This window comes from Rhizobium sp. ZPR4, from assembly GCF_040215725.1.
Lineage (GTDB): Bacteria > Pseudomonadota > Alphaproteobacteria > Rhizobiales > Rhizobiaceae > Rhizobium > Rhizobium rhizogenes_D.
In genome coordinates this window covers 2,959,602-2,980,773 of the sequence record NZ_CP157967.1, presented here as the reverse complement: position 1 = coordinate 2,980,773, position 21,172 = coordinate 2,959,602, and the positions used below count along the sequence as shown (strand labels likewise).

Here is a 21,172-nt window from a genome sequence, read left to right as displayed (position 1 = left end):
CGGGCGAGAGCGCCCGCAGATTCACCATGGCAAGGCAAGAAGCCAACGAGCAATTTCAGATCACCTCGTTCCTGGATGGCGCCAACGCTGCCTATATCGAGCAGCTCTACGCGCGCTACGAGGACGATCCTTCATCGGTTTCCGACGAATGGCGGTCTTTCTTCAAGGCGCTCGAGGATAGCCCCGACGACGTGAAGAGGGCAGCCAAGGGCGCCTCCTGGCAGCGCAAGAACTGGCCGATCCCGGCAAAGGGCGATCTGGTTTCCGCGCTCGACGGCGACTGGGGCGTTGTCGAGAAGGTCATCGAAACCAAGCTGAAGGCGAAGGCCGAAACAGCCGGTACGCCGGCGAGCGCCACCGACGTCCTGCAGGCGACGCGCGATAGTGTCCGCGCCATCATGATGATCCGCGCCTATCGCATGCGCGGCCACCTGCATGCCAAGCTCGATCCGCTCGGCATCGCCGCGCCGGTCGAAGACTACAAGGAGCTGTCGCCGGAAGCCTATGGCTTCACCGAGGCCGACTTCGACCGCAAGATCTTCATCGACAACGTGCTCGGCCTCGAATTCGCAACCATCCGCGAGATGATCGAGATCCTCGAGCGCACCTACTGCTCCACCCTAGGCGTCGAATTCATGCACATCTCCAACCCGGAGGAAAAGGCATGGATTCAGGAACGCATCGAAGGTCCGGACAAGGGCATTGCCTTCAATCCCGAGCGCAAGAAGGCCATTCTTCAGAAGGTCATCGAAGCCGAAGGCTATGAGCAGTTCCTCGACGTCAAGTTCAAGGGCACCAAGCGCTTCGGCCTCGATGGCGGCGAATCGCTGATCCCGGCGCTCGAACAAATCCTGAAGAGCGGCAGCCAGCTCGGCCTCAGGGAAGCCGTGTTCGGCATGGCCCACCGCGGCCGCCTGAACGTGCTGTCCCAGGTCATGGGCAAGCCGCATCGCGCCATCTTCCACGAATTCAAGGGCGGCTCCTACGCGCCTGACGAAGTCGAAGGTTCGGGCGACGTGAAGTACCATCTCGGCGCGTCTTCGGATCGCGATTTCGACGGCGCCAAGGTGCACGTCTCGCTGACGGCAAACCCGTCGCACCTCGAAATCGTCAATCCTGTCGTCATGGGCAAGGCTCGTGCCAAGCAGGACATGGGTGCCACACAGTGGGACGGCGACATCATCCCGTTGTCCGAACGCGCCAAGGTCGTGCCGCTGCTGATCCATGGTGATGCGGCTTTCGCCGGCCAGGGCGTCGTTGCCGAAATCCTTGGCCTCTCCGGTCTACGCGGCCATCGCGTTGCCGGCACGATGCACGTCATCATCAACAACCAGATCGGTTTCACCACCAATCCGGCCTTCTCGCGGTCGTCGCCCTATCCGTCCGACGTCGCCAAGATGATCGAAGCGCCGATCTTCCACGTCAACGGCGACGATCCGGAAGCGGTCGTCTATGCCGCGAAGATCGCGACCGAATTCCGCATGAAGTTCCACAAGCCTGTTGTGGTCGACCTCTTCTGCTACCGCCGCTACGGCCACAATGAAGGCGACGAGCCGTCCTTCACGCAGCCGAACATGTACAAGGTTATCCGCGCCCACAAGACGGTGCTGCAGCTCTATTCGCAGCGGCTGATCAGCGAAGGCGTGCTGACCGAAGGCGAAGTCGAGAAGATGAAGGCCGATTGGCGCGCCCACCTCGAGCAGGAGTTCGAGGCCGGCCAGTCCTACAAGCCGAACAAGGCCGACTGGCTTGACGGCGAGTGGTCCGGCCTGCACACGGCCGACAATGCCGACGAGCAGCGCCGCGGCAAGACCGCCGTGCCGATGAAGTCGCTGAAGGAAATCGGCCGCAAGCTGTCGGAAATTCCGGCCGGCTTCCATGCGCACCGCACCATCCAGCGCTTCATGGAAAACCGCGCCAACATGGTGCAGACGGGCGAGGGCATCGATTGGGCCATGGCGGAAGCCCTGGCATTCGGTTCGCTCGTGGTGGATGGCCACAAGATCCGCCTGTCTGGTCAGGATTGCGAACGCGGCACCTTCTCGCAGCGTCATTCGGTTCTCTACGATCAGGAGACCGAAGAGCGCTATATCCCGCTCGCAAACCTGTCGCCGACCCAGGCCCGCTACGAAGTCATCAACTCGATGCTGTCGGAAGAAGCGGTTCTCGGCTTCGAATACGGTTATTCGCTCGCCCGTCCGAATGCGCTGACCCTCTGGGAAGCCCAGTTCGGCGACTTCGCCAACGGTGCGCAGGTCGTCTTCGACCAGTTCATCTCGTCGGGCGAACGCAAGTGGCTGCGCATGTCCGGCCTCGTCTGCCTGCTGCCGCATGGTTATGAAGGCCAGGGTCCGGAACACTCCTCGGCCCGTCTGGAACGTTATCTGCAGCTCTGCGCCGAAGACAACATGCAGGTCGCCAACGTCACGACGCCGGCGAACTACTTCCATATCCTGCGCCGTCAGCTGAAGCGCGACTTCCGCAAGCCGCTGATTCTGATGACGCCGAAGTCGCTGCTGCGCCACAAGCGCGCCGTATCGACGCTTGCGGAGATGGCGGGCGAAAGTTCCTTCCACCGCCTGTTGTGGGACGATGCGGAACTGATCAAGGACAGCCCGATCAAGCTGCAGAAGGACAACAAGATCCGTCGCGTCGTCATCTGCTCGGGCAAGGTCTATTACGATCTCCTGGAAGAGCGCGAGAAGCGCGGCATCGACGATATCTACCTGCTGCGCATCGAACAGCTCTATCCGTTCCCGGCCAAGGCGCTCATCAACGAGCTCAGCCGCTTCCGCAATGCGGAAATGGTCTGGTGCCAGGAAGAGCCGAAGAACATGGGCGCATGGTCCTTCATCGATCCTTATCTGGAATGGGTGCTCGCCCATATCGATGCCAAGTACCAGCGCGTTCGCTACACCGGCCGTCCGGCCGCCGCCTCTCCGGCGACGGGCCTGATGTCCAAGCATCTGTCGCAGCTTGCGGCGTTCCTCGAGGACGCGCTCGGCGGTTGAGGGGTTGCGCGATGACGCGTTTTCGTTTGAAAATCGCGGCGTCGCGCCCCAGCCTTCCGCATGATGCGACGGGGGAGAACATGGCCGTCATGCAGCAACATGCCGCCTATCGCCGCAATCAAGCAAATGCCCGGTCGACCGCTATGGTCGTTCGGGCGCTTGCGCCGCGGCGCATCACCCGTCCCCCGGCCGTCTGTCGCCGGAATTCCATCCAACTCATAAAGACGAAAAATCAGGATTTGAACAATGGCCACTGAAATCCGCGTTCCTACCCTCGGCGAATCCGTCAGCGAAGCGACCGTCGGTACCTGGTTCAAGAAGGTCGGCGATGCCATCAAGGCCGATGAGCCGCTTCTTGAACTTGAAACCGACAAGGTGACGATCGAAGTTCCGGCGCCCAGCGCTGGCACGCTTTCCGAAATCGTTGCCCAGGCCGGCGAAACCGTAGGCCTCGGCGCGCTGCTCGGCCAGATCTCCGCCGGCAATGGCGCTGCCGCCGCTCCGGCACAGGCTGCCGCGCCTGCTGCTGCTCCGGCCCCTGCCGCTGCTGCACCGGTTGCCGCCCCCGCCGTTTCGGCTCCGGCTTCCTCGATGCCGCCGGCACCGGCTGCCGGTAAGCTGCTTGCCGAAAACAATCTCTCCGCCGATCAGGTCGAAGGCAGCGGTAAGCGCGGTCAGGTGCTGAAGGGCGATGTCATCGCTGCTGTCGCCAAGGCTGCTTCGGCTCCTGCCGCCGCACCGGCCGCACCTGTTGCCGCTCGCGCGCCGACCGCCGTCGAGGACGTCAGCCGCGAAGAGCGCGTGAAGATGACGCGTCTGCGCCAGACGATTGCCCGCCGCCTCAAGGATGCGCAGAACACCGCCGCCATGCTCACCACCTATAACGAGGTGGACATGAAGGCTGTCATGGACCTGCGCAACAAGTACAAGGACGTGTTCGAGAAGAAGCATGGCGTGAAGCTCGGCTTCATGGGCTTCTTCACCAAGGCCGTCACCCACGCGCTGAAGGAACTCCCGGCCGTCAACGCCGAGATCGACGGCACCGATATCGTCTACAAGAACTACTGCCACATCGGCATGGCTGTCGGCACCGACAAGGGTCTTGTCGTTCCGGTGATCCGCGATGCCGACCAGATGTCGATCGCAGAGGTCGAGAAGGAACTTGGCCGTCTGGCGAAGGCTGCTCGTGACGGTACGCTGTCGATGGCCGACATGCAGGGCGGCACCTTCACCATCACCAATGGCGGTGTCTATGGTTCGCTGATGTCCTCGCCGATCCTGAATGCGCCGCAGTCGGGCATTCTCGGCATGCACAAGATCCAGGAACGTCCGGTCGCCATCGGCGGTCAGGTCGTCATCCGCCCGATGATGTATCTGGCGCTCTCCTACGACCATCGCATGGTCGACGGTAAGGAAGCCGTTACCTTCCTCGTCCGCGTCAAGGAAAGCCTGGAAGATCCGGAACGTCTCGTTCTCGATCTCTAAGGGGAGCGTTGGATCATGTCGACATGGCCCATGCGGACGCTGCGCGGATTGTTGTGCGCCGTCGCCGCATGGGTGCCATCGTCCGCCGGCGCGGCCGAACTCGACATTTCCAAGCTTAGCAGCAATCTCGATCTGGCGTCGCTCAGCGACGCCGATCTTGCCGCCCGCTCGATCAAGGTTCTTCATATCGGCAAGGTCGAGCTGACCTCAGGGCGCATCGTTGCCAGCGATCCGCTTGTCGGACCTGACCGAGCGGCATTTACCCGCACCGTTTCTCCCGGCGATTATCCCGTCACCTTGTATCAGGCCTTCGGCCGCATCGCTGCAGCCGGCATGCGTTTTGCCGAGGGCAAGCCCGTGCGCTGGGAGCTGGCCGTGGTCTCCGGCCAGGATATCAATTCGCTGAAGAATGACGAGTTCTTCGGCTATCCGGTTGATGCCGGTCTTGGCTGCTACATGGATGCCGAGACTTATGCGCTGATCCAGGAGCGCGAAAAGCAGGTCCGTATCGAGAAGTCGTCGTCGGATATCAATTATTACGACGATGTCCTGGCGTCCGAACTGCAGCTCAACAATGACGACTACGCCATGCATCGGCCGATATCGGGCAAGCGCGGCAACGTCGCCGTTTTCTCGAGCGGCTGGGGCGATGGCTTCTATCCGGTGTTCTGGGGGCTCGATGCGGGCGGGCGGGCGCTTGTTCTTTTCACCGATTTCGGCGTCACGGAAAATGCCGACGGCCACCACGAGCCGGGAGGGCAATGACCATGCCGGCGATCAATGCAAGGACACGATTGGCGTCGATGCGCTGGGTGGCGCTGGCCTTCGCGGTCAATCCCCTGCCTGCGCTCGCCGAGGAATGCATGCAGGAAAAGGCCGTCTACGTCGATATGGACAATGCCTATGAGCTGCGCTTCGAGTCCATGGGCTCGGAATCATCCGTCAGCAACAAGTTCAAGCTCGCGGTACGCAATACCAATATTGTGGCCGAGGGTGTCGTCATGCGTAGCGACGATCAATTGCGCGCTGATGGGCGGATTATGTTCGAATGCCCTGAAGGGGATATAACAGGAGCGGATCTCAGAGCCTGCACGGTATGGCAAGGCATGGTCTATGCCTCGGATCTGAAAGGCCATATCCGTGCATTGCCGGGAGAAGGCGAGAGTGCTGCCGACCGGCTTTTCCTGCCGGCGCTCGGTCCCTCGATTCAGAAGTCGCCCCTATGGGGCAAGGGCAAGGCGACCATCGCGCCCTGGGATGTCCTTAGTCTGAAAGGATGCAATCAATGACCGACGATGCACCTGTTCTCCTCGTGACCGGCGGCAGCCGCGGCATCGGCGCTGCGGTTTGCCTTGCCGCCGCTCAGCACGGCTGGGCCGTGGCGGTCAACTACGCGTCCAACAGGGATGCGGCAGAGGCCGTGGTCGGGACGATCGTTGAGGCTGGCGGCGAAGCGATTGCGATCGCCGGCGATGTCGGCAAGCCCGAGGATATCAAAGCCATCTTCGCCAAGGTCGACGCCCATTTCGGCCGCATCGACGGGCTCGTCAACAATGCTGGTATTGTCGATGCCATCCAGCGCCTGGATGAGATGACGCCGGAGCGCATCGACCGCATGTTCCGCATCAACGTCACCGGTTCGATGCTGGCGGCGGCCGAAGCCGTGCGCCGCATGTCCACCCGGCATGGCGGCAAGGGCGGGGTGATCGTCAATCTCTCCTCCATGGCGGCGACGCTCGGCGGTGGCGGTCAGTATGTCGACTATGCCGCCTCGAAGGGAGCGATCGATACGTTCACGGTCGGCCTCGCGCGGGAAGTTGCGGCGGAAGGCATCCGCGTCAATGCGGTGCGGCCGGGCATCATCGATACGGATATCCATGCCGCTGCCGGCCTGCCGGATCGGGCGCGCGATATCGTACCGCAATTGCCGATGAAGCGGGCGGGAACCTCCGACGAGGTTGCGGACGCCATCCTCTATCTGCTCAGCCCGCACGCATCCTATATAACCGGTGCCTTGCTCGACGTGAGCGGCGGACGCTGATCGGAAAGGGTCGATAGATGCAATATATCCTCGAGTTCCTGGGCCTGATGGCGGTATTTTCCATCTTCATCGTCGTTCCCGGCGCCGATTTCGCCGTCATCCTGCGCCAAAGCATCGTGCATGGCCGGCGCGCCGCCATGATGACCGGCCTCGGCATGGGCTTCTCGCTGCTTTTCCATATCAGCTACACCATTCTCGGCCTCGGGCTGATCGTCTCGCAGTCGCTTTTCCTGTTCAGCCTGATCAAATGGGCTGGCGTGGCCTACCTCGTCTATCTCGGCATCAAGTCCTTCCGCCAAACCGGCTTCCAGGTGAAGGATGTCGAGATCACCGAGGAAGACCGCAAGCCGGTTTCCGTCTGGCGGTGCCTCGCGACCGGCTTCATCACCAATGCGCTGAACCCGAAGCCGGTGTTGTTCTTCCTGTCGCTGTTTTCGACGCTCGTTCATCACGATACGCCGGCGCTCATCCAGTTCAGCTACGGCATCGGTATGGCAACGGCGCTTGTCGCCTGGTTTGCCGGCGTTTCCACCTTTTTCACCGTCAAGCAGGTTCGCGATCGTTTCATCGCGTCAGGCAAATGGTTCAACCGCATCACCGGAGCGGCGCTCGTCGGCTTCGGCATCCGCCTCGCCTTGGCACGGGCGACTGACTAACAAAGATACAAAACAAGGAAATTAAGACATGTCCTACGATGTGATCATTATCGGAACCGGCCCCGGCGGCTATGTCTGCGCTGTCAAGGCAGCGCAGCTTGGCCTGAAGGTCGCGGTCGTCGAAAAGCGTGCGACCTATGGCGGCACCTGCCTCAACGTCGGCTGCATTCCGTCCAAGGCGCTGCTGCACGCTTCCGAAGTGTTCCATCATGCCGGCCATGGCATGGATGCGCTCGGCGTCGAAGTCGCAGCACCGAAGCTGAACCTCGGCAAGATGCTCGCGCACAAAGACGCGACGGTTAAGTCGAACGTCGACGGCGTCGCCTTCCTGTTCAAGAAGAACAAGATCGATGCCTTTCAGGGCACCGGCAAGATCGTCGCCGCCGGCAAGGTTTCCGTTACGGCCGATGATGGCAAGGTGACCGAGATCGAAGGCAAGAACATCGTCATCGCCACCGGCTCCGACGTTGCCGGCATTCCGGGCGTTCCGCTCGAAATCGACGAAAAGGTCATCATCTCGTCGACCGGCGGCATCGCGCTCGACAAGGTGCCGGGCAAGATGATCGTGGTCGGCGGCGGCGTCATCGGCCTCGAACTCGGCTCGGTCTGGTCGCGTCTCGGCGCCAAGGTCACCGTCGTCGAATATCTCGACACCATCCTCGGCGGCATGGACGGCGAAGTCTCCAAGCAGTTCCAGCGCATGCTGGCCAAGCAGGGCATCGAATTCCATCTCGGCGCCAAGGTCGTCGGCGTTGAAAAAACCGGCAATGGCGCCAAGGTCACCTTCGAGCCTGTCAAGGGCGGCGACAAGGTCGTGCTCGATGCGGATGTCGTTCTCGTTGCCACCGGCCGCAAGCCGTACACGGCAGGCCTCGGCCTTGAGGAAGCCGGCGTTGTGCTCGACAATCGCGGCCGTGTCGAAATCGATGGTCACTTCAAGACGAATGTTGCCGGCATCTATGCCATCGGCGACGTCGTGAAGGGTCCGATGCTCGCGCACAAGGCGGAAGACGAGGGTGTGGCGCTCGCCGAAATCCTCGCTGGTCAGGCCGGCCATGTGAACTACGACGTCATTCCGAGCGTGGTCTACACGCAGCCGGAAGTCGCCTCCGTCGGCAAGACCGAGGAAGAGCTGAAGGCCGCGGGCATCGCCTACAAGGTCGGCAAGTTCCCGTTTTCGGCCAATGGCCGCGCCCGCGCCATGCTGGCGACCGACGGCTTCGTCAAGATCCTCGCCGACAAGGAAACGGATCGCGTTCTCGGCGGCCATATCGTCGGCTTCGGCGCCGGCGAAATGATCCACGAGATCACCGTGCTGATGGAATTCGGCGGTTCGTCGGAGGATCTCGGCCGCACCTGCCATGCGCATCCCACCATGTCGGAAGCCGTGAAGGAAGCCGCGCTCGCGACCTTCTTCAAGCCGATCCATATGTAAGATCGGACGATCCCGGCGTGCCAAGTGCCGGGATTGCAATGCTTGCCTGATGATGCGATGTACGGGGCTCTGTGCATCGCATCATCCAATCGTTCTCACCAACAAAGCAAGCATGTCACGCCAGATCCCAGCCGCTCACCCATCATTGAAACTTTTCGTTGCGACGGCGCTAGCGTTCCTCGTTACCGTTGCGGCTCCCGCCTATGCGGAAGCGCCTGTCGCCGGCTGGCCGCAGGCGGCAAGCGATCTACCCGTAGAGCAGGGGATACGCTTCGGCACCTTGCCGAACGGCATGCGCTATGCCGTCATGCACAATGCGACGCCGGCCGGGCAGGTGGCGATCCGCTTCCGCATCGGCGCCGGCTCGCTGCAAGAGCGCGACGACCAGCAGGGCCTGGCGCATTTCCTCGAGCACATGGCCTTCAAGGGCTCGACCCATGTTCCCGAAGGCGAGATGATCCGCACTCTCCAGCGCCTGGGTCTTGCTTTCGGCGCGGATACCAATGCGTCCACGAGCTACGGCGAAACCGTTTATGCGCTGGATCTGCCCGAAGCCAATCCGGAGACGGTTTCGACCGGGTTGATGCTGATGCGCGAGACCGCGAGCGAGCTGACGCTCGATGCCGGTGCCTTCGACCGCGAACGCGGCGTCATCCTTTCGGAAGAGAAGCTCCGTGACACCCCGCAATATCGCGGCGGGACCGGTTTCCTTGCCCAGCTGCTGCCGGGTCAGCGCGTGCCGCAGCGCTCGCCGATCGGCAAGACGGATATTATCAGCAACGCTCCGGTCGACCTGTTGCGGGATTTTTACCGCACCTATTATCGCCCCGAGCGGGCCACCCTGATTGTCGTCGGCGACATCGACGCGGCGGCCATCGAAGCCGATATCCGCAACCGTTTCGGCAATTGGACGGCCACCGGGCCGGCACCCGCCGACCCTGGTCTCGGTACGCTCGAAAAGCATGGCGAGCGCGTTAGCACCGTTGTCGTACCGGGCGGCGCGACCCGCGTGCAGCTCGCCTGGACACGACCCTACGATACTTCGCCGGATACGGTTGCCACGCGGCGCACGCAGTTGGTCGAAGATATCGGCCTTGCCGTTCTCAACCGGCGCCTGTCGCTGCTGGCGCAGCAGCCCAACCCGCCTTTCGTCAGCGCGCAGGCCGGTGCGCAGGATCTGCTGAAATCAGCCCATGTCGCGATGATTGCCGCAGACAGCGATCCCTCCAAGTGGCAGGCCGCTCTTGCGGCCATCGACCAGGAGCAACGGCGCATTGCGCAGTTCGGCGCCGATCAAAGCGAGATCGACCGTGAAATTGCCGAAACTCGCTCGACGCTGCAGGCTGCCGCGGGCGGAGCTGCGACGCGCACGAGCCCTGATATTGCCTCGTCGCTCAATTGGAGCGTCGGCGAAGACATGGTTTTCACCTCGCCGGCGGAAGATCTGGCACTGTTTGATGCAGCGATGAAGGACCTGAGTGCGGATGAGGTCAACCAGGCTCTTCAGCGCGTCTTTGCCGGTAACGGTCCGCAGCTTGTGCTGCAGATCCCGCAAATGCCCGAGGGTGGGGATGCGGCTGTCGGAAGGGTCTATGCCGACTCGCGCGCCGTGGCGGTGACGGCACCGGAAAAAGCCACTGCGGTCGCATGGCCCTATACCGATTTCGGCAAGCAGGGCGATGTCGTCGAACGCCGCACGGTCGATGATCTCGGCGTCACCATGGTCCGCTTTGCCAATGGTGTCCGGCTGACGGTGAAGCCGACCAAGTATCGTCTCGATGAGGTGCTGGTGCGTGCCAGCATCGGTCATGGCCGGCTGGACCTGCCAAAAGACCGCCCGCTGCCGATTTGGGCAGCACCGGCGCTGCCGCTATCCGGCCTGAAGGCCATCAGCTACGACGACATGCAGAAGGCCTTTGCCGCCAAGACCGTCGGCATCGATTTCACCATTCAGGACGCCGCCTTCAAATTCGAGGGTGCGACGCGGCCGAGCGATCTGCAGACGCAATTGCAGCTGCTGGCGGCCTATGTCTCCGATCCGGCCTATCGCCCGGATGTCTTCAAGCGGGTTCAGCAAGCCTATCTCAATACGCTTCCCCAGCTTCAGGCGACGCCGGGCAGTGTGGTCGGGCGCGACCTTTCCGGCCTTCTGCATTCCGGCGATCCGCGCTGGGCATTCCCGGACCGGACGCAATTGCTCGATGCCAAGCCGGAAGATTTGGAGGGCTTCCTGCAGCCTTCCCTTTCAAAGGGGCCGATCGAGGTCATCATCGCCGGCGATGTCGAGGTCGACGATGCCATTCGGTTGACGGCGCAGACCTTCGGCGCCTTGCCGGCCCGTGGCGGTGATGAGAATGAGGTCGACGGCTCCGGCGTGCATTTCCCCGCGCCGACGGCCGATCCGGTCGTCCGCCTTCACGATGGTCGCAGCGACAGCGCCGGTGCCGCCGTCGCCATCCCGATCGGCGATTTCCTTTCCAATTTGCCGCGAGCCGCCGCCGCCAATGTGGCAGGCTCGATCCTGCAGAATCGCCTGGTCGACCAGTTCCGAATTGCCGAAGGAGCGACCTACAGCCCGCAGGGCGAGGTCGACCTGTCGAGGTCGATCCCCGGTTATGGCTTTGCCTATCTCTATGTCGAAACCACCCCAACAAAGGTGGAGCACTTCTTCGAACTGGTGGACAAGATCGCCGCCGATCTCGGCAATGCTGATGTTTCGCCCGACGAGCTGACGCGGGCGAAGGTGCCGATCCGCGGCGCCTGGACCGTATCCGCGAGAGCATCAGCGGCTACGAGGCCGTGACCGCCGAGGACGTCCGCGCCATCGCAACGACCTATCTGAAGCCGGGCACATCCTGGCGGTTGAAGATATTGCCGGCTAATGGATCGGCGGTTCGCTAACGTCTCGCTTTGAGATGGTGCCGGAACGGCTCAGGCTTTCTCGCAAGCCTTGAACCGCTCCGCATGAGCCATATGCCGGGTCAATTAACCGGGGTCAGCGTGTAGCCTTGCTTGCGCAGCAGCTCGACGACGCCATGATCGCCGGGGAGATGCAGAGCGCCAACGGCCATCATCACATTTCCTCTTTCGAGATAAGGCAAGATGCGCTTCGCCATCACCTCATTGCGGTCGCTGACGATACGTTTCATGAAAGTGATGTCGATCGTCTTGTCATCGGAAAGGCCTTCGACGAAGGCTTTCATCAAGCCGCTATTTCCCGTCACGTAGAGCCCGACCAAGGTCTCCGTGATGTCGTTCATGTTGTAGGGCAGCTTAAAAGCCTCCAGAAGCCCTTTCATCGTCAGCTCATCGGAGAGGTCCGCCATCGCCTGGAATTGCTCGAGCGGCGTTTCGAGACCTTCGATATCCAGGCCGTTCTTTTCCGCATCCACGGCCAATTGCCTGTCGAGGACATATTGGCCATTGGCATTTTGCTGGGCGCTGCACGCCAAGAGCGTCATGTAAATGAACCAGGGGCGCATGCGCAGAACCGAGGCGATCGGTACGCCTCTTTTGGCAAGCCCGGCCGCGATCTGCGCTGTTTCCTCAGGCGGCAGAATTTGATCCAGATTCTTTTGAGGCGGCAGCATCGTCAGCTCCGGATGCTTCAAAAGCTCCAGCGCAATCGTGTTGGGATTGGCGATTTCCTTCAGCTCCAGAACCAGAGTGTCGATGTTGTCGAAGGCATCGTGAAATTCGGCCGGTAATTTCAGTACCCGTTCGTCACTGGAATGCATCGTGCCGAAAAGCCATGAGGGCTCGACGCCGGGTTTTTCGATCTTCCAGAAGATGCTGTAGCCGTTTGCGACTTTCGATGCATCGTCGATGATCGCTCCGTAGCGGGACGGATCGTTCTTGCGCAATTGCAATAGCAGATCCTTGCCGCCACATGACCCGGAATTATCTGCCAGCGCTGATGAACCGGCTGGCGCGGACATAAGGGCGGCTAGCAGGAGCAGCGCGGCAACACGGGACGCGATGCCTCTGAAACGGGCTGCAAAGCTTACAAGGGAATTGTTTCTCATAAGAATGCCGATGCGGCTCGGAACAACATCGCGTCAGTATGACCGAGCGAGTTGTTCAACTCAAGCAGTAGTTGTGGGCGCGCAGCCCGCCGCGTCAGTTCACCGCCGTTACCGTAAAACCCTGCTTGCGCAGCAGCGCCACGAGACCCTTGTCGCCGACGAGGTGAAGCGCACCGACGGCGATGAAGGCGTTGCCCTTATCGAGGACCGGTGCGGCACGCTCGGCCATGATCTTGTTGCGGTCGAGGATGATGCGCTGTTCGAAGGCGGCGGTATCGGCGTCCGTGATCTTCTGGTCCGGTTCGATCACCTTCAGCATCGGGATCATCGCGCCGATATTGCCGTCGATATAGAGCTCCGTCATCGTTTCGTTGACGTCGTTGATCTTGTCGCCCAATTCGAGCGTCTGCATCAGCGACTTCAGGTGGAGCGCAATCGGCAGATCGCTCATGGCCTTGGCCTGCTCGGCCAGCGTTTCGAGACCTACGACCTTCTTGCCTTCGGCCGCGGCGTCGCTCGCCAGTTTCTGGTCGAGGAATTTCGCACCGGCCGTCTTGCGGCGAACCTCGCAGCCCGTCATCTCGAAGGAGCTCGAGATCAGCCAGGGCTGCATGCGGGAAACCGCGGCGAGCGCAATGCCGCGCTCTTTCAGACCCGCTTCCAGCCGAGCATTGTCTTCGGGCGACAGGTGCTGGCTAATCGTCGAGCCGTCGGTGAGCATGGTGAGTGAGGGATTGGCGAAGAGTGCGGCTGCTGCTTTCTTGTCATCGAGGATCTCGTCCGATTCGACAACGATCGTATCGGCTGATGCAACGGCGTCTGCTGCCCCCTTCGGCAAGGTGAGCACGCGCGAATCCGAAACATGCATGGAGCCGAGCAGCCATGACGGCTTCAGGCCGGGCTTTTCGATCTTCCAGAAGATGCCCTTGCCATTCTCCACCTTGTCGCCGGCGGCGATGATGGAGGCGTATTTTGCCGGGTCGCTCTTTTGAAGTTCCGCCATGAGATCCTTGCCGCCGCAGCTGTCGGACACGGCACCTTCGGCATGCGCCGGCTGCAGCGTCAGCATGGTTGCGATCAACAGGATGGCGAGCATCAGCGGAAAGGCCGTGGCAAGCCAGAGCAGCATATCGCCAAGCGTCGGCTTCATCGACCGCATCGTCTTGGACCCGAGGGCAGAAATCATCAGAATCTTCCGTTCGCAGAGAGCATGACCGCTAACGCCCGAAAGCGGCTTTCGGGAGGCATGCCGGGACATGGTTCTGCTTTAAGCGAGCGAGACGGAAATTCCCTTAACGCGAGAGGTTAATCTTTCCTTATGCGCGCGGGTGAGCGCGGTCGTAGACCTCGAGCAGGCGCGAGGAATCGACGCCGGTATAGACCTGCGTCGTCGAGAGGCTGGCATGGCCGAGCAGTTCCTGGATGGTGCGCAGATCGCCGCCGCCGGCCAGGAGATGAGTGGCGAAGGAATGACGGAGCGCGTGTGGCGTTGCCGTATCCGGCAGCCCGAAGGCGCCGCGCAGCTTCTGCATGCCGTGCTGGATGATGCCCGGCTGCAGCTTGCCGCCGCGCGCGCCGCGAAAGAGGGCGTCATCGGCTTCGAGATGGTAGGGGCAGAGCTTGCGATATTGATCGACCGCTTCGATGACGATCGGCAACAGCGGTACCAGCCGCGTCTTGTTGCCTTTGCCGGTGATGCGCAGCGAGGTTGCGCCTGCAAAAAAATCCTGCGGTTTCAGATCCAGTGCTTCGGAAATGCGCAGGCCGCAGCCGTAGAGCAGGGTCAGCACGGCTGCATCGCGCGCGGCGATCCATGGTTCTTCGTGCAGCTGCGCCTCATCACTGACAACCGTGATCGCCTGCTTGTCGGAGAGCGGCTTCGGCAGCGATTTCGGCTGTTTCGGCGAGCGTACGGCTGCCGCGCCGGCGGCATTCACGAGGCCCTTCTTTTCGAGATAGCGCAACAGGGATCGGAGGCCGGCCAGATTGCGCCCGAGCGAACGTGCGCCCGCGCCATCCTTACGACGGGCGGCAAGAAAAGCGCGAAAGTCGGCAGGGCGAAGCGCCCGAATATCCTCGATCGTCGCCGGGCCGCCGAGATGGCCCGTAAGGAAGGTCAGGAATTGCCGTGTATCGCGTTCATAGGCATTCAGCGTGTGGACGGCGAGCCGCCGCTCCCGGCCAAGCGTATCGAGCCAGCGGCTGCGTTCCGCCATCAACCCTGAGTCGGCGATGATCAACAATTCGTTCAGTGGAAAACCCCTTGAAATTCGGATTCCTTCTGCCACTTTGAAGGAAGGAAGGTTATGGAATCGCTAACTTTCCTGCCGCTTTCGGCGCGCTTCCCCCGTGCTGCGAGCGCTGTCGCACTCTAAATAAGACAGCATATGGGCCGATCCAGGATCTCCGATCGTTCGGCCGCCATATGCGAGGCGCTTGTCATGCTTCGATCATATTCGATTGCGATAGAATATATCTCAACCATTCAGGACACTTCATGGCACGCCGCGGTTCGATAACTGCACTGGGACAGATTGCAGAAGCAATCGCTTTGGTATCCCAGGGACAACCGGGACATATCGTCGATACGTTGATCGCCGAACGCGGCCAGAAGATCGTCCGGAATCCGCTCTGGCCGCTGATGCGTCCGTTTCTTTACACGCTGCTGCGCTACAACAAGGCGATCGAGTTTGCCGATGATGTCGCCAAGCTTTCGGGCTTCCAGTGCTTCGAATATATGAGCGACCTGCTTAGGCTCGATATCGGTGTCACCCATGCCGATCGTATTCCCACATCCGGCGGTTTCATTCTTGTCAGCAATCATCCGACTGGCATTGCCGATGGCGTCGCCGTCTTCGATCTCCTGAAGTCGCGCCGGCCAGACATGATGATCTTTGCCAACCGCGATGCGGTGCGCGTCAATCCGCGCTTTGCGGAGATGATCATTCCGGTGGAATGGCGCGAGGAATACAAGAGCAAGCCGAAGACGCGCGAGACGCTGCAGCTGACCAACCGGGCCGTGGCGGAGGGCAAGGTCACGGTGCTCTTTCCGTCGGGCCGCATCGCCTATTGGGCGAACGGCAAGCTGAACGAGCGGCCGTGGAAAACATCGGCCGTGGGTCTCGCACGCAAATACAATCTGCCGATCCTGCCGGTGCATCTGACGGCGCGCAATTCCGGCCTGTTCTATTGGTTCGCCAAGTGGTCGACCGAGCTGCGCGACATGACCGTCTTCCACGAGCTGCTGAACAAGCGGGGCGACCGGTTCGATTTCCTCGTCGGCAACCTCATCCCCGTCGAGCATCTGGACGGCGACGTGAATGAGGTGACGAAGGCGCTGGAGAAGCACACGGTGTTCGACCTTGCGGCCGATGGGAATGCAACTTTCGCGCCGCTCGTCCCTCCGACCCAGGATGAGCCCTTGGTTTCGCATTCTCTTTGATATGGGAATCGGCTAAACCGCGTGGCATGCAGCTACGTTCCATGTTTGCCCGGAATTATCGCTCTCTGCGCTCGATCCGCATGGATCTTGCCGACGTCAATCTGTTCATCGGCGAGAATGGTGTCGGCAAGTCCAACCTCTACCGCTCGTTGCAGCTCGTGCAGGCCGCGGTTCGCGGCCGGCTGGCGCATGAAATCTCCAGCGAAGGCGGCATGTTCTCGGCCATGTGGTCGGGCAAGCGGCGTTCGCACGAATCGGCGCGTATCCGCTTCGATGTCGAGCTGCTCGATATGGAGCGGGCGGCGACCTTCCGCTACTGGATCGAAGCGGGCATGCGGCCGCCCTGCGCCTCCGCCGGCTTTCCGCTGGAGCCGCAAGTTAAGGCCGAAGAGCTTTCGGTCGAGACCGGACGCCGACCTGTGACGATGATGAAACGCGATGGTCCGGGCATTTCCGTACGCGGCGAGAGCGGCCGCATGCAAGCCTATCCCGAGAATGCCCTGACGTCGGAAACGGCAATCGCGCTGCTGGGCGATGCCGGCTATTTTCCAGAGGTTGGCGCCTTTCGGCGCGCTGTCGATGCCTGGCGGTTCTATCATGGTTTCCGCACCGATCGCGGCTCGCCGCTGCGCGGACCTTGTCTTGCCGTCACCGCACCGATGCTGGATGAGGATGGCGCCAATATCGCTGCCGTTTTCGCGACCCTCGTCCACACGCGCGAGGACACCGTCGAGCTGGACCGGGTTCTGGCCGCAGCGCTCGGCGGGGCGCGGCTCGTCGTGCCCGAACCGCAGGAAACGGCGGATTTCGGGCTGATGCTGCCGGAATTTCCCAACCGCGTTTTCCAGCCGCGCGAATTATCGGACGGTCAGATCCGCTTCCTCGGCCTTGCCGCCGCCTTGATGTCTTATCGCCTGCCGCCGCTGATCGCGCTCAACGAGCCGGAGGCGAGCCTCCATCCCGATATGCTGCCGCCGCTTGCCGACATGATCGCTGAGGCCGCGAAAACCAGCCAGATCTGGATCGTCACCCATTCCGAAATTCTGGCTGAGGCCGTGCGGGAGCGCTGCGGCGCCAAGCCGCGCCGGGTGATCCGGGAGGATGGTTCCACCTGGATCGACGGCATGCGGCTGACCGGCGAGATCGACGATGACGACGAGTAGTGTTGATCCGACTTTGCCGCCTGCCAGCCTATGCACCTTATGAAATGGGATTGACGATATGGCCTCCTCGCATAGAACCGCCCTGCTGAACGATCTGGCAGCCATGATAGCAAATCTGAAGTCGGCGCGGCCAATCCGCGTTGCGATCGACGGCAGGACGGCTTCGGGCAAGACCACGCTCGCAAACGAATTGGCCGAGTGTCTGAAAGCTAGCGGGCGAGAGATCATCCGCACCTCGATCGATGGCTTCCACCGGCCGAAGGTGGAGCGCTATGCGCGCGGCCGGCACTCCGCCGAAGGCTATTACCACGATGCGCGCGATCTGCCCGCGATCAATGCGCTGCTTCTCAAGCCCCTGGGACCGGGCGGCGACCAATGGTATCGCACGGCCTCTTTCGACCTGCACAATGACGTGCCGATCGAACAGGACCCGCAATTCGCGCCCGCCGATGCGATCCTCATTGTCGACGGCACGTTTCTGCAGCGGCCGGAGCTGCGGGAGGGCTGGGATCTCGCCATCTTCGTCGAAACTTCGGAACATGTCTCCGAGCAGCGCGGCATTGCGCGCGACACCCAGCTTCTCGGCGGAACGGAAACGACCCGCCAGCTTTACGCCGATCGATACCGCCCCGCCTTTGCGCTCTATGAAAGCCTGTCCGCGCCCGTTCTCGCAGCCGACGCGATTATCAACAATGACGATTTTGATCGGCCGACCCTTCGGATTCGTGAGGGCGGCAGGCTGTCTGCGGTCTCTTGAGACCTCTGATGTTCAAGGAATTTCGCCGCAGATGCGATCGGCTTGGCGTGGAGGTTTTTGTTGTACCTTTGCGCTATTAGCGGACATTGCGGCCGGCGCAAAGCACCCTATTTCGCGATGTGCAAAAGTCCGGAAAACAGGTGCGGCTTTAATCGGGAGTTTTGCGACTGACCCATGGCTAGGCTAGATTGCCCTAGGATGGGGCCTATTGGGCACTTTACTGGAGATGAAGCATGTTCACCCACGTCATGATTGGAAGCAACGATTTGGAGCGGGCCAGAGGCTTCTACGATGCCACGTTCGCTGCATTGGGAGGCAAGCCCGGCGAGATGGATGCGAGAGGCAGGCTGATCTACGCCCACGAGGGCGGTCGGCTGATGATCACGAAACCGATCGACGGCAAGCCGGCGACTGCGGCCAACGGTGGGACTATCGGTATCGTCGCCGCGAGCCAAGACCATGTTCTAGCGTGGCATGCCGCCGGTACCGCGCATGGTGGCACAGCGATCGAAAGCCCGCCCGCGGAGCGTCCGAACGGGTCATTCGTCGCATATCTTCGCGATCCGGATGGAAATAAACTGACCGCACGGACTCTGCCGACGAAATGAGATAGGCGTCAGCGGCGCCTAGTGGACAGCGTGCTCGATGCTCAAGAACGAGTAGGCGTGGGAATGTCGGCTTCGGGCCGATTGCGGACATTGATGGTACTACTAGATACACAGGGATATTCATCGCATCTGAATGCCGTCCGCATTGTGCGGATAGTCATGCGCCACTCCCGGGTTCCCTTTTGCTTCCGTCCGGGGCATGGTCTGGCGCAATGAGCAAAGATTCTTCCGATCTGTTCGGTGCGCTTTTCGAGGCGGCGCCCGCAAAGCCTGTGATGAGCCGTACGGTTCCCGTTCTCGTGCCGATGCCCGCGCCGAGGGCCTATTCCTATGCCGTGCCTGAGGGCATGGCGGTGGAGCCGGGTTCGGTCGTGCAGGTGCCGCTCGGGCCGCGGCAGGTCATCGGCGTCGTCTGGGATGGCGATGATGACGGCGGCGTCGATCCGAAGAAGCTTCGGCCGATCAGCCATGTGTTCGATTGCCCTCCGCTCGGTAGGCATATGCGCGATTTCATCGATTGGGTTGCCACTTACACGCTGTCGCCGCCAGGGTTGGTGGCGCGCATGGCATTGCGTGCACCGGCCGCTTTCGATCCCGAGCCGATGGTGGAGGGCCTGCGCTTCATCGGCGGCCAGCCGGAGCGGCTGACGCCGGCCCGCGCGAAGGTGATGGAGATTGCCGCCGACGGATTGTCCTGGACGAGGCTCGGCCTCGCGCATGCGGCCGGCGTTTCCACCAGCGTCGTCGACGGGCTGATCTCGCAGGGCATTTTCGAGACCATCTTCCTGCCGCCGCCACCCGTCGTCGCCAAGCCCGATCCGGAATTTACGGCGTCGCGGCTGCAGGGGCCGCAAAAGGATGCGGCCGACGAGATATTGGCCGATGTGGGCAAGGGCGAGTTCGCGGTTTCGCTGATCGACGGCGTCACCGGCTCCGGCAAGACGGAGGTCTATTTCGAGGCCATTGCCGAAACGCTGAGGCGCGGCAAGCAGGTGCTGATCCTTTTGCCGGAGATCGCGCTGACCGCAAGCTTTCTCGAACGCTTTCAGGATCGCTTCGGCGCCAAGCCGGCCGAATGGCATTCCGATCTGGCTCCCAAAATGCGCGAAAAGGTCTGGCGACAGGCCGTTACCGGCGAGGTCAGGGTCGTGGCCGGGGCGCGTTCGGCGCTCTTCCTGCCTTTCGAGGATCTCGGGCTCATCATCGTCGATGAAGAGCATGACCCTGCCTATAAGCAGGAGGATCGTGTCTATTATAATGCACGCGATATGGCGGTCGTGCGCGGCCGCATCGGTGACTTTCCCGTCGTGCTGGTCTCGGCCACCCCTTCGGTGGAAAGCCAGGTCAACGGCCAGAGCGGGCGCTACACCACAATCCATCTGCCGACGCGCTATGGCGATGCGGCGCTTCCTGACCTGCACCTGATCGACATGCGCCGGCATGCGCCGGAGCGTGGCGGCTTTCTTTCGCCGGTCATGATCCGCGCGATCGGCAAGACGGTTGCCAAGGGCGAGCAGGCGCTCATGTTTCTCAACAGGCGCGGTTATGCGCCGCTGACGCTCTGCCGTGTTTGCGGCCATCGCTTCCAGTGCCCGCAGTGTTCGAGCTGGCTGGTGGAGCACCGCTTCCGCAACCAGATCCAGTGCCATCAATGCGGTTATGCCGAGCGCACGCCGGAGGCCTGCCCCGAATGCGGTACGCTCGACCACCTCGTTGCCTGCGGGCCGGGCGTCGAGCGCATCGCCGAAGAGGTGGAACGGCATTTCCCCGACGCGCGGACGATCGTGCTCTCCTCCGACATCATGGGCGGCGTCAAGCGGCTGAGACTGGAGCTTGATGCAATCGCCAAGGGCGAGGCCGACATCGTCATCGGTACGCAGCTCGTCGCCAAGGGACATAATTTTCCGTTGATGACGCTGGTCGGCATTGTCGATGCCGATCTCGGCCTGGCGAATGGCGATCCGCGCGCCGCCGAGCGCACGTTCCAGCTCCTGTCGCAGGTGACGGGACGCGCCGGCCGAACCGGTCTGAAGAGCCACGGGTTGCTGCAGACCTATCAGCCGCAGCATCCCGTCATGCAGGCGATCGTGTCCGGCGATGCCAGCGCCTTTTACGAGCGCGAGATTTCGGAGCGGGAGAGGGCCATCTTGCCGCCCTTCGGCCGGCTCGCCTCGATCATCGTCTCCGCCGATACCAGGCAGGATGCCGAGACCCATGCGCGCGGCATGCGCAATGCGGCGCCGCAGGTGACAGGCATTTCGGTGCTAGGCCCGGCCGAAGCGCCGATCGCGCTGGTGCGCGGCCGCCACCGTTTCCGCCTGCTCGTGCATGGCCGGCGCAATTCCGACATGCAGGGTTTTCTCAGGGCCATGCTGGCACAATCGCCGAAGGAGCGCGGCTCCGTGCAGGTGCAGCTTGATATCGATCCGCAAAGCTTTCTGTGATTGACGCGACGGATATCCTGGCTGCGCCTTTCCCTATTTGACCGGATCATGCCATAAGTCGGCCGTCTCACTTAGGTGATTTGCACGCGGCTGATTTGGGGGCGA

General features: G+C 61.9%; 15 protein-coding genes and 1 pseudogene. 13 read left to right on the top strand and 3 right to left on the bottom strand.

The window, feature by feature from the left end; translation table 11 throughout:
* The first annotated feature begins 26 nt into the window (after positions 1-26).
* From ABOK31_RS14560 to ABOK31_RS14525, 8 genes and pseudogenes are all read left to right on the top strand, one after another.
* Entirely contained in the window at positions 27-3,011 is a 2,985-nt protein-coding gene (locus ABOK31_RS14560; protein ID WP_349956476.1) for a 2-oxoglutarate dehydrogenase E1 component, read from the top strand.
* A gap of 246 nt (positions 3,012-3,257) precedes the next feature.
* Positions 3,258-4,496 carry a 2-oxoglutarate dehydrogenase complex dihydrolipoyllysine-residue succinyltransferase gene (gene odhB, locus ABOK31_RS14555; RefSeq protein ID WP_174178017.1) on the top strand — a complete coding sequence of 413 codons (1,239 nt, stop codon included), beginning with the start codon at positions 3,258-3,260 and terminating at the stop codon, positions 4,494-4,496.
* A gap of 15 nt (positions 4,497-4,511) precedes the next feature.
* The gene (locus ABOK31_RS14550; RefSeq protein WP_349956475.1) at positions 4,512-5,261 is read left to right on the top strand and encodes a DUF4241 domain-containing protein; all 750 of its coding nucleotides are present in this window, start codon (positions 4,512-4,514) and stop codon (positions 5,259-5,261) included.
* Positions 5,258-5,785, top strand: a complete 528-nt coding sequence (locus tag ABOK31_RS14545; RefSeq protein WP_234910272.1) for a hypothetical protein — start codon at positions 5,258-5,260, stop codon at positions 5,783-5,785. Before ABOK31_RS14550 ends, ABOK31_RS14545 begins: the two co-directional genes overlap by 4 nt.
* Positions 5,782-6,537, top strand: coding sequence for an SDR family oxidoreductase (locus ABOK31_RS14540; RefSeq protein WP_349956474.1), 756 nt, complete (start codon positions 5,782-5,784; stop codon positions 6,535-6,537). The genes ABOK31_RS14545 and ABOK31_RS14540 overlap by 4 nt, the downstream gene beginning before the upstream one ends.
* Before the next feature lie 17 nt (positions 6,538-6,554).
* A complete protein-coding gene (locus tag ABOK31_RS14535) occupies positions 6,555-7,193 on the top strand; it encodes a LysE family transporter (protein WP_349956473.1) in 639 nt (212 codons plus the stop codon).
* A 28-nt stretch (positions 7,194-7,221) separates the two neighbouring features.
* Positions 7,222-8,628 (top strand): dihydrolipoyl dehydrogenase, encoded by a 1,407-nt coding sequence (gene lpdA / locus ABOK31_RS14530; RefSeq protein WP_349956472.1) that lies wholly within the window; start codon positions 7,222-7,224, stop codon positions 8,626-8,628.
* A gap of 112 nt (positions 8,629-8,740) precedes the next feature.
* Positions 8,741-11,529, top strand: a pseudogene (locus tag ABOK31_RS14525) (insulinase family protein).
* Positions 11,530-11,609: 80 nt separating this feature from the next.
* Here the strand turns inward: ABOK31_RS14525 and ABOK31_RS14520 are convergent.
* The 3 genes from ABOK31_RS14520 to ABOK31_RS14510 all read right to left on the bottom strand — a co-directional run bounded on the left by ABOK31_RS14520 (position 11,610) and on the right by ABOK31_RS14510 (position 14,905).
* Positions 11,610-12,497, bottom strand: coding sequence for a TraB/GumN family protein (locus ABOK31_RS14520; protein WP_349956471.1), 888 nt, complete (start codon positions 12,495-12,497; stop codon positions 11,610-11,612).
* 250 nt (positions 12,498-12,747) lie between these two features.
* On the bottom strand, positions 12,748-13,839 hold the full coding sequence (locus ABOK31_RS14515) for a TraB/GumN family protein (protein ID WP_349956470.1): 1,092 nt from the start codon (positions 13,837-13,839) through the stop codon (positions 12,748-12,750).
* Positions 13,840-13,969: 130 nt separating this feature from the next.
* Complete coding sequence (locus tag ABOK31_RS14510) at positions 13,970-14,905, bottom strand: tyrosine recombinase XerC (RefSeq protein WP_349958959.1); 936 nt, start codon at positions 14,903-14,905, stop codon at positions 13,970-13,972.
* A gap of 245 nt (positions 14,906-15,150) precedes the next feature.
* On the opposite strand from ABOK31_RS14510, the gene ABOK31_RS14505 reads away from it, so the two are divergent.
* The 5 genes from ABOK31_RS14505 to ABOK31_RS14485 all read left to right on the top strand — a co-directional run bounded on the left by ABOK31_RS14505 (position 15,151) and on the right by ABOK31_RS14485 (position 21,067).
* Complete coding sequence (locus tag ABOK31_RS14505) at positions 15,151-16,095, top strand: 1-acyl-sn-glycerol-3-phosphate acyltransferase (RefSeq protein ID WP_349956469.1); 945 nt, start codon at positions 15,151-15,153, stop codon at positions 16,093-16,095.
* A 26-nt stretch (positions 16,096-16,121) separates the two neighbouring features.
* Complete coding sequence (locus tag ABOK31_RS14500; protein ID WP_349956468.1) at positions 16,122-17,258, top strand: AAA family ATPase; 1,137 nt, start codon at positions 16,122-16,124, stop codon at positions 17,256-17,258.
* Positions 17,259-17,316: 58 nt separating this feature from the next.
* A complete protein-coding gene (locus tag ABOK31_RS14495) occupies positions 17,317-18,015 on the top strand; it encodes a uridylate kinase (protein WP_349956467.1) in 699 nt (232 codons plus the stop codon).
* A gap of 233 nt (positions 18,016-18,248) precedes the next feature.
* Positions 18,249-18,623: a VOC family protein gene (locus ABOK31_RS14490; RefSeq protein ID WP_174177996.1), complete on the top strand. Its 375-nt coding sequence runs from the start codon at positions 18,249-18,251 to the stop codon at positions 18,621-18,623.
* A gap of 212 nt (positions 18,624-18,835) precedes the next feature.
* Positions 18,836-21,067: a primosomal protein N' gene (locus tag ABOK31_RS14485; protein WP_349956466.1), complete on the top strand. Its 2,232-nt coding sequence runs from the start codon at positions 18,836-18,838 to the stop codon at positions 21,065-21,067.
* Positions 21,068-21,172 lie beyond the last annotated feature (105 nt).